Source organism: Halovenus aranensis (assembly GCF_900100385.1).
Taxonomy (GTDB): Archaea; Halobacteriota; Halobacteria; order Halobacteriales; family Haloarculaceae; genus Halovenus; species Halovenus aranensis.
In genome coordinates, this window is sequence record NZ_FNFC01000025.1 from 1 (window position 1) to 13,564 (window position 13,564).

A 13,564-nucleotide genomic window follows, 5' to 3' on the forward strand; every position below is an offset into this window, starting at 1 on the left:
TCGTGACGGCGGTTTTTCAAAGCCACAGGACAGCCAAGTCAGTGTATTTCGGAGTTCGCGTGTGACTGGACGTGTGCCGTAGATGCCTTTGTAGTAGCAGTGCAGGAAGCCTCGAAAGAGTTCTGGTGGCTTGTGTACTCGTGTTCGCCCCCGCTTCGAGGGGGCGAACACGTCGTACTCCAGCAGAAACTCAAACTCCAAGTACTCGAACAGCGGTGCTGTCTCCGTAGCCGCGACATTCAAGAAGTCGTCAACCGAAGCTACGTCTTGCAGGGTTGCACTTGTGCTGGACACACATTTTGCACCCTGCAGCCTCCATTGTGAGGCTTTCTATGACACGCTCTATTATAAATATAATATTGTGATTCAACCGACAGTCTCGCTCGACGGGCGGATACTCGGACCGACACGGGAAGAGCGACCAAACGAGCGAATCGAGATTGTCGATTGGGGGAAGGCAACCCCGGACCATCTCCAGGTACATATCGAGGTTGCAACCGAGACACCCGACGAGTTCGCCAGCTTGCTCGAGTGGGACGAAACCGTCTGTGAGTTCGAACAGTTCGGTCCCGTTGCGGGTCGACACCGGTACATTCTCGAGTACTCGCCCGACCTCCCAGACATCAGAGCACACAGCGCAGTCGTCGACAACGACGGAATCCCGCATCGTTGCTATACGCTTGCCGACGGCGAGTGGATGGTCGAGTTGAGTTTCGTTGACCGGGACTCGTTCGGAACGTTCTGTGACCGCTGTGATGAGATTGGGCTTCCGCCCGAACTTCACCGGCTCCAGACTGTTCCAGACTCTGAACGACACGAGTACGGCCTGACTGAGAGACAGCGGGCCGCTCTGGAGAACGCACTCGACGCGGGTTACTTCGAGTATCCACAGGCCGCGACACAGGAAGACATCGCTTCACGGCTCAACATTTCTCGTCAGTCGGCAGCAGCCTTGCTGCACAGGGGCCTCCAACAGATTCTGAGCGAGACAGTTGGCACGCCCCCGGACCAACACGCAGAGTAACCCCGTCTGACTGTTTGGCTACCAGTGCAGCTCAAACGCGTGAACTTCGTCAGGTTGTGGCTCTGTTTCCTCGATATCGACGTGGCTCGCGTCACTGGTCTGGATGACGACTTCCTGCGATGCACCCCGCAACAGGGCCTCGGGATGTCTGTATCCGCCGGTTGTCGAAATTCGGTATGCTGTTGGACTGATTTGCTCGTACTCGACTCGGCCGTCTGACTCGTAGTCCCAGTTCTTGTGGGTTCCCTTGTGTTGTGCTGCAAACGTCTCCATTCCGTCGTCGATAGAATCCGTTTCCATAATCGGCTCGTTCACCCGAACCATCTCGCGACCAGCCTGCTGAACCGACATCTCTCCGACCTCGTCTACGAATGCAAATAGTGCGTCCAGGTAATCGTCGGCGTCGTACCACTCGTCTTCTGTCGGGTCCGAAATTCCGTGGTCAGCGAATATCTCTCGTGCTTTGTTCGCGAAGACTGGCGATACCTCTCCCGTGCTCTTGATGAAAGCCAACACGTTTGTGCCGGTGATTTTCGAGGTCGACATGACAGTTCTGTGTTCACCCGAGGAGACAATCTACATTTCTCTGCATATGCAGGGTTGAGGTCCGAAGTAAACGAATGCGGCCACTCACGGAGCAGCAGTCCCGGCTACCGGAGACTCCCAGAGAAAAATCAGGAGGGAGCCAACGACGAGTGCCCCCCCGCCGACTGCCACCGCAAACAGCGGTGAGACGGCATCCGAGATGAGACCACTCCCGAGCTGAAACGGGATGACTGCGAGGCCGCTGACCATCGCCATCGCGCTCAAGACAGTCGCCCGTCCGAGCGTGTCCACGCGGTCGTTGACGTACTGGCCGGCAAACGACCGCGTGACATCGGAGAGACCGCGCACGAGCAGAAATGTCGGGAGCGCAAGGACCGGGACGACGTACATGGCGGCCAGTGCAACCCCGAGAACGAAAGGCAAGACGAGAAACCACGCCCGGATGCCGAGTCGGTCCTTTATCGCCCCGGTGTAGTAGCTTATGACTGCGCCAATCAGGCTGTAGGCGGCGTAGAACCACCCGAGCAGTGACTCGACGCGTCCCGGCGAGACGCCGATATCCACAACCACCGTCTCGAAAATCGGCTGGAGGAAGACAAAGACCAGGTAGGTCACCGCCGCGTAGAGGACGTAATAATAGAGAATAAACGCGCGGATGTTTCGCTGTGAGAGAACGTCCGTGACGATGCCGAGGGTCTGGCGGAGACCCAAGCTATCGGCGTCGCTTTTCTTGTAGGTATCTGGTTCGTCCAGGGTGAGCAAGACAACGGTACCCAGGCCGGTGACGCCAGCGGCCACGAACCAGGGATAGGAGAGGTCGATGCTACCGAGATAGCCACCGACGACTGCTGCACCAGCACCGACCGCGAGTGAGGCAGACTCCCCGCGGCCGCGGACGCGGGCGAACTCGTCTTCCGACAGGTCGTCGGTAAGCGTGTCGTACAGCCAGGCGTCCTCGCTCCCCGACCGGAAGTTGTACCCCGCAGACCAGCAGACATAGAGTACGGCGAGAGCGGCAAACGAGTTGGCGAGGCCGATGCCACATAGCGTGAGCGAAATCATCACAGTCCCGATGAGCAGGCTGTTTCGGCGGCCGACTCGGTCGCCGACGTAGCCGGTCGGAACCTCTCCCAGAAGTGTCGTGAGGTTATAGATTGTCTCTAGGACGGCAATCTGTGTGAACGTGAGCCCCTGTGCAAGAAAGAAGAGGTACATTATCGGTCGGTAGAACTCGACCGCCTTGGTCGCCTTGTAGATGTAATATCCGACCACGGGTTTTTGTAGCGACCCACGATACCGAGTCTCACTCATCGAGTTGCTATCGCCGAGGAGCGTGTAAACACGTTATCTTATTTCGCTATCGAGAGATCGTAATAACAGACGCCTAAGTTGGTGCCCTGCCAAGTCGACGTATGCGAACTAGCCTCAACGTTCCCGAGGACGTACTCGATGCCTTCGACGAGACGTGGGAGACGCAGGGACTTGACTCGCGGTCCCGAGCGGTTCGGGAAGCTATGCAGGAGTACATCGAACGCCACACCCGCCTCGAGGAAATCGAGGGTGACGCCGTCGCTGCAGTTGCCTTCGATTACGAACACACCCTCGTCATCGAGGAGCTACACACCGTCCAGCACGACTTCGAGGAGGTCATCAGCACGACACAGCATATGCACCGTGGGGACTGGTGTCTCGAAACGGTGTTCTGTTCTGGGCCCGCCTCGCGGGTACGCGAACTCGTCTACCAGCTCCGCGATTTCGATGCCGTCGGACGGGTGAATGTCATGTTTCTGCGACCGGTCTAACCCACCGGCTCGGAGGGGACCCGCTGTCGACGGTACCGTTTTACTGTCGCCGCCCCACCTGTCGTTATGGGCTTTCACACGTTTGACGCCGAGAAGGCAGGGAACCTCGAAGACGAGCAGCGGTATCGCTGGTGTTCGCGCGAGGAGCTGTTGACGCTGGTCGCACCAAACGAGGAGACGACAGTCGCAGACCTCGGCAGCGGAACCGGATTCTATACCGATGTCGTCGCGCCCCACGCGGATACGGTCTACGCCGTCGACGTACAGAGCGAGATGCACGAGTACTACGAGGAGAAGGGCCGACCAGCGAACGTGCGGCCGCTGAACGCTTCTGTCGAAGACATGCCTCTCGACGACGATGGGCTCGACGCAGCGTTCTCGACGATGACCTACCACGAGTTTTCGGGGGCCGACAGCATGGCTGAACTCGCCCGTGTCCTCCGGCCCGGCGGTCGGCTGGTAACAGTCGACTGGAGTGCAGACGGGAGCGAAACAGCAGGCCCACCGCTGGGAGAGCGCCACGACCTCGGACACGCGGTCTCCGCGCTGACCGAGGCTGGCTTCACCGTCGACCACGCAGTCAGTCGGACCGAGACGTTCGTCTGTCGAGCGCGTCGATAGCCCGGCGAACCGCGGCCGAGAGACGCTCAGAGGGTTCGGACCGTTTCGAGCGTGATGTCGCTGTGGGTCGTGAGTGAACCCCCGTAGGTATCAGTAAATGTTTCGGCGTCACTCTCTTCGCTGAAACCGACGAGCGAGCCACCCATCGCGCCCTGGACGTCGCTGCCGACGACGTAGGTGAGCGAGTCCGCCTTAGCAAAGTCTGCTGCGTCGAGATGTGCGCTCAGAACAGGCGTCCCGCCGTCATCACGGATGTCGTACTCGACAGCGGAGTAATCGGTCGTGTAGACGCCGGCCGGTTCGCTGTCGTGTTCTAACACGTAGGTGTACGTACACCACGAGCTACAAAACCGCGCTATTCCGTCGCCACGGCCGTCAGGCAGGGCAGCCGGTGGGTTGTCGAGATAATACGCCTGCCCTGCGGGCCCCGGCTGAGCCGTGATTGTCATATCGCAGTTATCACACGACTGGCCCTGCTCTATCGCTCGGGCCTCGGGTACGTCCGTCTCGTCTCCGAGACAGCCAGCGATTGCAGCGACCCCTGCCCCAGCGATGCCCGACAACAGCCGCCGGCGGTGGATGCGACCCAGTTCTGGTCGGTACCTCATGGGTTGACCTAGCAGCTGGTATCAATTATCTCATCTGGTCCATCTCTCGAACGGAGACGTGGGCTGGTGCTGATTCAGTTCGCCCGTGAGACACCCGCGACCGTCACTCCGACTGTCAGAGCGAACCAGACGAAAAGCCCGATAGCGCTGGCTCCGGGAGCCGCGTAGCCGGTCTCGGTGTCAAAGGCCGCATAGAGGACTGTCTCGAACACGAGTCCCCGATACGCGCTGGCCGGCGACGCCGCAAGCAGCGTCGTCAGCTGCTGGTCGGCAATCCAGCCGGTCCCGAACCCACGGAGCAACACAAGGTCGATACCAGCCACTACGACCGTCAAGGCAACGACTGCGAGCACGATAGCGGTCCGGCGTGACCACGCGAGTGCCGACACTGCCGTCGCCAGTGCGAGTGTCACCAGGCCGTACACCAGTGTGAGGGCACCGAAACGGACGAACAGTGCCGGCGAATCGATACCCTGGTGTGTGGCGAGTGTCGCGGGGTCCGGGGGCGACTGTGTACTGAGATAGAGGCCGATAAGCGCAAGCGGACCCACCAGCGCGGCACACAGCGCGAGGGCACGCCCGGCGTAGACTCCCAGAACGTACGCCCACGGCGGAACCGGATACGTCTTCAGTACGTCGAGTTCGCCTCGCTGTGCATCATCCGTGACGGTCCGGTAACCGAGGGCAACTGCCACGGCCGGAACGAGTAACTCGAAGGGTAACAGCAGGTCGACGGCAGCGGGCACGTATCCCGCTTCGGCACCACCACCAGCGAACAACACGCCGACGGACACGAGGAACACGCCGGCAATCAGTCCGTAGTACGCCCGTGACCGGGCGAGTGTCACGAGCTCGCGGACCACGAGTGTCTGTACCGCTTTTCGCGTGCTCATGCTGTCTCACCCGCTACGTCGACCGCTGTGTCTGTCTCGAAGGCCGTCTCGAACAGCGTCTGCAGTGATTCACACTCGTACGTGTCGAGCAGTTGTTGTGGCGTGCCGGTCTCGACGACAGCACCGCGCTCGATGAGGGCAATCTGGTCGGCAAACTCTGCGGCGAGGGTCATGTCGTGGGTACTGAGTAGTACCGCAGTTCCCTCACTTGCCAGGTTCGCGACGACCTCGAAGGTCTGCTGGCGCATCCCCGGGTCCAGGCCGCTTCCGGGTTCATCGAGGATGGTCACCGGCGGGTCGCCGACCGTCGCCTGCGCAATGCCGAGCAGCCGTCGCATCCCGCCCGAGAGCGCCTCGACGCGTCGGTTGCGCGCCTGCGCCAGCCCGACCCGGTCGAGCAGTGACTCGGGGTCGCCATCGACGAGCGAGGTGTAAAATGCGAGCGTCTCGGCCGCGGTGAACCCGGGACGGAACGACGGCTGCTGTGGCATGTAGCCGATTTCACGCTCGGCCTCTGGGCCGTGATAGGAGACCGTTCCCTCAGTAGGCGAGAGGATACCGGCGAGGACTCGCAAAAGTGTCGTCTTGCCCGACCCGTTCGGGCCGACGAGCGCCGTAACGCTCCCGCGTTCGACCGACAGGGAAATTGCTTCGAGGACTTCGACACCGCCAAACGAGTGTGAGATATCGTCTGCAGAGAGAACGTGCTCGTCACTCATTCTCGTCACCTTTCGAGAGAGTGCCAGAGAGGTCTGATTCCTCGTGGTTCGCTATCGCGTCGATTGTCTCGGGTGCATATGCGTCGGCACGGGGCGCAACGTCGACGATACTGCCCCGGCGGAGACCCGGAGACGTAGACCGAATCTCGGCGAGTGCTCTGGCGGCGGGTGACTCCGCGAGGGTGACGGTACCGTCGAGGCGGTGGAGTTCTTTCTCGGTCGGGTTAGTCGGCGAGTACGACCGGTCGAGTGAGTCGCCACTCCGGTCTCCGTATGCGCCTTCCCAGTAGTTTCCAGTACCGTCGTCAGTCCAGATACGCAGTGGACCGATGCCGGCTTTCGCGTGTTCCTCGTTTGCGACGAAGTCGTTCTCCCGGACCACGTTCGACGGGAGAATCGACCCCGCACGCATCCCGACGCCGTTTCCGTAGAGGACGTTGTGCTCGTAGAGAGACTGCCGCGACCCCGCCATGATGCCGCGTTCGTTGTACGCGAGGACGTTCTCTGCGACGTAGGTTCGAGCGCCGCCGGGGATGAGTCCGTCGCTCGTGTATCGCACGTCGTTGCCGACGAGTGCGTTGCGAGCAGGACTCGTCATGATTGTGATGCCGGCCGCTGTCTGTCGTCTGGCGACGTTGTCGGCAATCAGCGTGTCAGAGGTGTACATGAAGTGGACGCCAAACCGGTTTTCACGGAACGTACTGTTTCGGACCACGGTTTCGTGAGCCCGGTGCAGGTAGATACCGTCGCGGCCGCCGTCGAACGTCGAGTTCTGGACGACCACCGGCGAACGAATCGAGAGGACACCCATGAACCCGTCGAAGGGGTTCTCGGTGCCGTTGACCCGGAGGCCGTCGACGACGCTGCCTGTAGAATCTCTCAACAGGATACCGCTCGTCGGCGTATCGATACTGACGTTACGGACGTAGACCTCCGAGGCGTTCGAGACGCGGATGCCGGCGTCGCTGTGGCCGTAGCTCACGTCAATCACGTCGTCCCACTCGCCATCCCCGGACGCGTCGTCGGCCTGCGTCTGGTCGCCGATTCCCCTAACCGAGAGTCCGGCGACCGCGACCCTGTCGCTTGTCACGTGAACGACTGTTCCGGTGCCGTTGCCCCGTATCGTGGCCGACCCACGGAGGGTGAGCGGCTTGTCGACGACGAGATGTTCGCTGTATGTCCCGTTCGGGACGACGACAGTCGAATTCGCTGGTGCCGCGTCGATTGCGGCCTGGACCGTCGGGGCGTCCTCACCGACAACTGTGCTCACGTCTCTGTCGAGGAGACCCTGCACGGCTGCCGTCCGCTCGTCGGCAGACGCTCGTAACTCTGGGACCAGTTCGCGGACGGCGGTCGCGTCGGCGATTTCGATATCGGCTGATTTTACCGTCGACCAGCCGACGACTTCACCGCCATGGCGGCTGGCAAACGAGTCGGCCGCCGCAGCCGTCGAAAACGGGACGACAGTATCGCTTACGGTCGTCCGGGCACTGCTGTTGTAAACGAACCAGGCCTCGTCGGCGCTCACCCATCCCGGGTCGCTCTCGACGGCGAGGTAGCCGTCTTCGGTCACGCTCGCGTCAGTTCCTGCGTAGTCCGAGACGTAGATGGCGAGCGGTTGGCCGAACTGCTGGTCGTGCTGTGGTCGTTGGAGCGTGTCGATTGCCCGGGCGAGCCCCTCATAACCGACGACGTAGTTGTACTGTGAGTAAAACACCTCGACGCGCGGGACCGAGAGGCCGCGCTCTTCGAGCGCGAGCCGGTCCTCGTTTGGCATACTGAAGGTGGTCGCCTGCTCGAACGGGACCGGCTCCGGTTTAGCGTCTCCTGCGTCCGCGAGGAACGCGCCAGCGACGACGACGACCCCGAGTACGGCCAGCGCCAAAAGCAAGCGACGTGGCAGGTCACTCTCGTAGAGCCAGCGTATTCCGGTCACTGCTCAGGTCTAGCGCTGGCGTAAATTTACATATACTGGTACGCGACTCGAAACCACCAGTTGGGCCGAGCTGTGTACCGCAGGGGCGACGACTCTACCCGGTCTCGTCATATCTGCGGTCAGGAACAACGGCCATTTCCGACCCGTGCATAGAGCGTCGAGACCGCTGGCAACAGCGTGAACGTCATAATCAGGGCGAACCCCATCGCCATGAGTATCGCTTTCCCGAAATTCGACAGGACCGGAAACCCGGAGACGGTTAGCACACCGAATCCGAGCATCGTCGTCAGCCCCGAGCCGAGCACTGGGCGCGACAGCGTCGCCATCGCGGTGTGGATAGCTGTAGCCGGGTCCGCGCCGTGGACGGTCCGTTCCTCTCGAAACCGCTGGTGGACGTGGAGTCCGTAGTCGACGCCCACACCGAGGACGATAGAGGCCGTGGCGACGGTCAGTGGGTTCCAGGGGACTCCGAAGAGGGTCATGCCGCCGGCGACGAGAAGCACCGCACTCCCGGCGACACTCAACACCAACAGCAGCGACTGCCGAACGGACCGGAGGGCGAGTGCGAGGAAAACGACTGCCAGCGAGAAGCTGAGAAACGTCATCGTCGATAGGCCCTCGGTGACGTTCTCGATGACGTTCCGGTTCAACACTGGCTTTCCGGTAACCGCGGCTCGGGTCCCCTCGGGAAGTGTCTTCGCTGCCGTAGTCTCGGTGTCCTCGATGAGTGCACGGGTCTGTTCACCCTCGACTTCGTCGAGATAGAAGGTCACGAGCAGCCGGTCGGGATGTGACGCTCGTTCGGTCAGCGGCAAGAGCGAATCTGTTTCAGCCTCCTCAAGTGTCGCCCGGATGGTGTCAGCATCGTCCGGAATCTCGCCGCCGTGGCTCATTTCCAGAGCGACCGCCGGGCTCATCGCGGCGTTGACGTCGGGGTGGTCGGTCATCCTCGACTGGAATGTAGCAACATCCCCCAGCGTCTCGGCCGAATACGGCGCTTCTGTCTCGACGATGGTGTACATGACCTTGGGGCTGTCCGCAACTGCCTGGAGTTCTTCGATGTCCTCTTTCTCCTGGATGTCCGGCCAGTAATCGAGCATCTCTTGGGTCGTGTCGACCTGTGGATACGCTGTGGCACCGCCTGCGACGCCGGCTACTACAATCAGCACAACGAGAAGCGGCCGGGCAGTGATTGCTGTCGCCAGTACGCCCGCTGCCGTCTCTATCACGCCGCTTGCGTCCGCGTCTTCCGCGCTCGCGTAACCTGTGCTCCCCGGGTCTCCGGACGAGTCGTTACCGGTCGCCTCGCCGTCGTCGAGCCAGACCAGCACCGAGAGCAAAAACGTGAGCGACAGCACCATCGCCGCGACCACGCTGACCGAGGCAGTCACCCCAAACTGGCGGACCGGTGGGACCGGCGAGGCGAGCAGGGCTCCGAGTCCGACGACCGTCGTACCCATCGCCAGAAAGAGTACTCGCCCGGTCGTTCTGGCCGTGATGCCAGCGGCGGCTACGGGCTCGTGTCCGTTCCGCCGCTCCTCGACGTATCGTGTCTGGACCTGCAGTCCGTAATCGATGCCTAGCCCGAGTGCGATGGGCATCACGCCCAGCATGATAGCGTTGAACTGGTAGCCAAGGACACCCATCGCCCCGACCATGTACACGAGCGCGAGCAGCGCGGTCCCTACCGGGAGAAAGACCCGAAAGCTCCGGGTCAGGCGCCCCCGCATGACGAGAAACACGACCGCGAAAATGACGCCAAAGGCAAGCGCGAACAGCTTGAGCATCTCGGGAAGCATCAAGCCAAATGCCGCCTCCTCGAAGACAGGGGACCCCGTCACTGTCACCTCGGTCTCAGGCGGGAGAGAGACGGTCTCGGTGCGGTCGTCGAGTCGGTCAGTGATGACATCCGCTTCAGTCCCTGGGAGGAAGCCAAGCAGCTGGTCGTACTCACTGGGCACGTCGGCGGTGCCGTAGGAGAGCATCAAGACCGTCGTCTCCGAGTCTGGACGGAGCTGGTCGACCATCGCGGCGGCCCCATCGCTGTCACGCGCGACGCTATCGACGGCCGCTTCGGTGTCTGCACTGCTCTCGGGGAGCGTTCCGCCGTGTCCTCTGCGGACCACGTCGGCGAGGCTGATGACGTGGTTGAACTCCCCGAGGTCCGAATATGCATCGTCGAGGCGGTCGACGGCAGCGATTGTCTCAGGGTCGTACAGGCTCTCAGATTCGACGACGACGAAGACGACATTCCCCCTGTCGAAATCCGTCTGGATTTCGTCCCAGTCCTGTGCGGGGTCGGAGTTGTCGTCGATATACAGCTCCATCCCCATGCTCATCTGGACGCCCACGGCAGCGCTTCCCGCGGCGATAACGACGACCGCGAGAACGGCTCCGACGACGACGAGCGGACGTCGTGCCGCGAACTCGCCGAGGTTCGTCAGGAGCGTCTCCGACCGCGAGTCGGCGATACCCTCTGCTCTCTGGCTCTCGCCTGCGTCACCTGAATCCATATCTGTTGCCGTCAGGGGGTCGTACTCGTCCGCCGGTCAACGTACTCGCGTGCGGCCTCGCGTATCACGTCCTCGGGCCCGACGACACAGTCCCGGCGTAGCGGCGGGAACTGCCCGTCGAGCAGGGTTTCGATGGCGTTCAGCTCGGCGACCTCCGCCAGGCGCATCCCCTCGAGGTGCTCGGTGAGGATGCTCGCAACCGCTTGGCTCACGGCACAGCTCTGGGACTCGAACGCCAGACGTTCGATGGTTCCGTCCGGGCCGATATCGACGTGGAACTCGCCGTCGTCGCCACAGACAGTCTCGTCGGAGGACTTTCGCATCGTCGGGTCCGAAAGCCCGCCCGCGTTTCGGGGATTCTTGTAGTGGTCGTAAATCGCGTCGTGGTATCGCTCCGAGCGGAGGTAGGCGTCGCGTTTTGCGTTGGCGTCGTCTATTGCGTCCAGAAGCGTCTCGATATCGTCTGTGGTGTTATAGACATAGAAGGATGCACGGACAGAGCCGGGGATATCGAGTCTCTCGTGGAGCGGCTGCGTGCAGTGGTCGCCGGCGCGGACAGCAATACCCCGGTCGTTCAGCAGGGAAGACATGTCGTGGCCGTGGACTCCGTCGACGTTGAACGAGACGAGGCCGGCCCGCTGTTCACCTGACGGCGGCCCGTATACCGTGACATCGTCACGGGCCTCCAGCCGTTCGAGGAGGTACTGGGCGAGGCGGTCCTCGTGTTCGCGGACGCGGTCCATCCCGATGTCGTCGAGATAGTCAGCCGCCTCGGCGAGCGCGATACCCTCGGCAATCGGCGGCGTTCCCGCCTCGAACTTCCAGGGCGGGTCGTTCCAGACCGACCGGTCGAAGGTGACGTGGGTAATCATCTCGCCGCCGTAGAGAAACGGGTCCATCTCTTCGAGGAGACGGCGCTTCCCGTAGAGGCAGCCGATGCCGGTCGGCCCAGCCATCTTGTGTCCGGAAAACGCGAGGAAATCCGCGTCCATCTCCTCGACATCGACCGGTCGGGTGGGCACCGACTGTGCGCCGTCGACGACGACGTACGCGTCGTGGTCGTGTGCCAACTCGGCCAACTCCGCAACCGGGTTGACCGTCCCGAGCACGTTCGAGACGTGCGTGACCGACAGAACCGCTGTCTCCGGTCCGATGAGTTCGTTTGCGTGTTCCATATCGAGGTGCCCATCGTCGGTCACTCGGATGAACTGTATCGTCGCTCCCGTCAGCTCGGCAATCTGCTGCCAGGTCACCAGCGAGGCGTGGTGTTCCATCTCGGTCGTGACGATAGTGTCATCCGGCCCGAGATTCCGGAGCCCCAGTCCGTAGGCGACGAGGTTGATGCTCTCGGTTGTGTTCTTGGTGAACACCAGTTCCTCGCGTCCTTCTGCCCCGATGAACTGTGCCAGCCGGTCGTGGGCCTCCTCGTAGGCGACAGACGCCTCGTGGCTCAGCGTGTGAATGCCGCGGTGGATATTCGAGTTGTACTCTCGGTAATACGTTTCAAATACCTCGTACACCGACTCCGGCGTCTGTGTCGTCGCCGCGTTGTCGAGATAAACCAGCTCCGTACCATCTATCTCGCGGTCGAGTATCGGAAAGTCAGTTCGGATATCCTGAATATTATTGGCCATCATTCGACAGTTGCATCGAACATCTAGCACCCGCAATGTAAAACTAAGGGCTTCCGGTGTCGAACTGTTGTAGTGGAGAACCAAATGGCTGCACGGTTTGGAGAGACCTGAATGTCCCATCTTTCGAGTCAAGTAGAGGTGCGATGTTATCGTGACGTAACACCTTAGAGTACGGAACTCACTCCTAAAGAGCCGTTTCTCTGGTATCGTGCGAATGTCGATTACTCTCGTCGTGGGTGGCTGTCAAATTCGAACGCGAGAGACATGAAAAAAGCCCACAACCAGCGTTGTCACTGGTTGTGGGCTGAGAGTGGTATGAATAGAGGCGGCGAACCGAGTTTCCCAGAGACTCTCGTACTCCAGTACTCACCGGAACGCTGGTGGGCTTAACTTCCGTGTTCGGGATGGGTACGGGTGTAACCCCACCGCTATGGCCGCCTTAACGCTGATTCGCGGACTCGAACCGCGATCGGTGTGGGCCGATGCACCTGCAATCAGTGGTCGATATTGTGACGACCGTGTGTACGTGCAATCCAGGTTACGCCTGGACCCGCTTCATGGGCCCGTGTATCCAGATGTGGAATGAATGGTGGCTTTGACCTGTTAGTACTCGCGGGCTGAACGTCTCGTTGCCTCGACGCGTACACCCCGAGTCTATTGATCTCGTCTTGTACGAGTGGTCTCAGCGGTGTCTCTTTTCCAGGTGGGTTTCCGGCTTAGATGCGTTCAGCCGTTACCCCGTGTGGCGTAGCCGCCCGGCAGTGCTCTCTCGAACAACCGGTAAACCAGTGGCCACCACCCGTAGTTCCTCTCGTACTATACGGGCGTTCCCGTCAGACACCAATACACCCCCAATAGATAGCAGCCGACCTGTCTCACGACGGTCTAAACCCAGCTCACGACCTCCTTTAATAGGCGAACAACCTCACCCTTGCCCGCTTCTGCACGGGCAGGATGGAGGGAACCGACATCGAGGTAGCAAGCCACCCGGTCGATATGTGCTCTTGCGGGTGACGACTCTGTTATCCCTAGGGTAGCTTTTCTGTCATTTTTGGCCCGCATCAAGCAGGCGCAAAAGTTCGCTAGACCACGCTTTCGCGTCAGCGTTCCTCGTTGGGAAGAACACTGTCAAGCCACCTTTTGCTCTTGCGCTCTCCGCCGAGTTTCCGACTCGGCTGAGGTGGCCTTGGGGCGGGCTCGATATCTTTTCAAGCCCGTACCGCCCCAGTCAAACTGCCCGGCTACCGGTGTCCTCCTCCCGGAGTGAG

Annotated in this window: 11 protein-coding genes, 2 rRNA genes and 1 pseudogene; 3 read left to right on the forward strand and 11 right to left on the reverse strand. The window is 61.2% G+C overall.

What is annotated here, in order from left to right; translation table 11 throughout:
* Positions 1 to 294 (reverse strand): annotated as a pseudogene (locus BLR34_RS15765) (IS5/IS1182 family transposase); the annotation flags it as partial.
* Between the two features lie 67 nt (positions 295 to 361).
* On the opposite strand from BLR34_RS15765, the gene BLR34_RS15770 reads away from it, so the two are divergent.
* Positions 362 to 1,024, forward strand: a complete 663-nt coding sequence (locus BLR34_RS15770; protein ID WP_092704766.1) for a helix-turn-helix domain-containing protein — start codon at positions 362 to 364, stop codon at positions 1,022 to 1,024.
* A gap of 18 nt (positions 1,025 to 1,042) precedes the next feature.
* Here BLR34_RS15770 and BLR34_RS15775 read toward each other — a convergent pair whose 3' ends face one another.
* A complete protein-coding gene (locus BLR34_RS15775; protein ID WP_092704768.1) occupies positions 1,043 to 1,570 on the reverse strand; it encodes a hypothetical protein in 528 nt (175 codons plus the stop codon).
* Between the two features lie 84 nt (positions 1,571 to 1,654).
* A complete protein-coding gene (locus tag BLR34_RS15780) occupies positions 1,655 to 2,881 on the reverse strand; it encodes an MFS transporter (RefSeq protein WP_092704770.1) in 1,227 nt (408 codons plus the stop codon).
* Positions 2,882 to 2,982: 101 nt separating this feature from the next.
* On the opposite strand from BLR34_RS15780, the gene BLR34_RS15785 reads away from it, so the two are divergent.
* Together BLR34_RS15785 and BLR34_RS15790 are read left to right on the forward strand one after the other, a co-directional pair.
* On the forward strand, positions 2,983 to 3,372 hold the full coding sequence (locus BLR34_RS15785; RefSeq protein WP_092704772.1) for a CopG family ribbon-helix-helix protein: 390 nt from the start codon (positions 2,983 to 2,985) through the stop codon (positions 3,370 to 3,372).
* A gap of 66 nt (positions 3,373 to 3,438) precedes the next feature.
* A complete protein-coding gene (locus tag BLR34_RS15790; RefSeq protein ID WP_092704774.1) occupies positions 3,439 to 3,993 on the forward strand; it encodes a class I SAM-dependent methyltransferase in 555 nt (184 codons plus the stop codon).
* 26 nt (positions 3,994 to 4,019) lie between these two features.
* On the opposite strand, the gene BLR34_RS15795 is transcribed toward BLR34_RS15790, so the two are convergent.
* The 8 genes from BLR34_RS15795 to BLR34_RS17290 all read right to left on the reverse strand — a co-directional run.
* Positions 4,020 to 4,601 carry a nitrous oxide reductase accessory protein NosL gene (locus BLR34_RS15795; protein WP_092704776.1) on the reverse strand — a complete coding sequence of 194 codons (582 nt, stop codon included), beginning with the start codon at positions 4,599 to 4,601 and terminating at the stop codon, positions 4,020 to 4,022.
* 74 nt (positions 4,602 to 4,675) lie between these two features.
* Positions 4,676 to 5,494 carry an ABC transporter permease gene (locus BLR34_RS15800; RefSeq protein WP_092704778.1) on the reverse strand — a complete coding sequence of 273 codons (819 nt, stop codon included), beginning with the start codon at positions 5,492 to 5,494 and terminating at the stop codon, positions 4,676 to 4,678.
* Positions 5,491 to 6,213, reverse strand: a complete 723-nt coding sequence (locus BLR34_RS15805; RefSeq protein WP_092704780.1) for an ABC transporter ATP-binding protein — start codon at positions 6,211 to 6,213, stop codon at positions 5,491 to 5,493. The genes BLR34_RS15800 and BLR34_RS15805 overlap by 4 nt, the downstream gene beginning before the upstream one ends.
* Positions 6,206 to 8,149, reverse strand: a complete 1,944-nt coding sequence (locus tag BLR34_RS15810) for a NosD domain-containing protein (protein ID WP_092704782.1) — start codon at positions 8,147 to 8,149, stop codon at positions 6,206 to 6,208. The genes BLR34_RS15805 and BLR34_RS15810 overlap by 8 nt, the downstream gene beginning before the upstream one ends.
* 119 nt (positions 8,150 to 8,268) lie before the next feature.
* Positions 8,269 to 10,662: an efflux RND transporter permease subunit gene (locus BLR34_RS15815; RefSeq protein WP_092704784.1), complete on the reverse strand. Its 2,394-nt coding sequence runs from the start codon at positions 10,660 to 10,662 to the stop codon at positions 8,269 to 8,271.
* A gap of 11 nt (positions 10,663 to 10,673) precedes the next feature.
* Positions 10,674 to 12,296, reverse strand: a complete 1,623-nt coding sequence (locus BLR34_RS15820) for a SufS family cysteine desulfurase (protein ID WP_092704786.1) — start codon at positions 12,294 to 12,296, stop codon at positions 10,674 to 10,676.
* A gap of 320 nt (positions 12,297 to 12,616) precedes the next feature.
* Positions 12,617 to 12,738: ribosomal RNA gene (gene rrf, locus BLR34_RS15825) — 5S ribosomal RNA — on the reverse strand.
* Between the two features lie 141 nt (positions 12,739 to 12,879).
* Positions 12,880 to 13,564, reverse strand: a 23S ribosomal RNA gene (locus BLR34_RS17290); the annotation flags it as partial.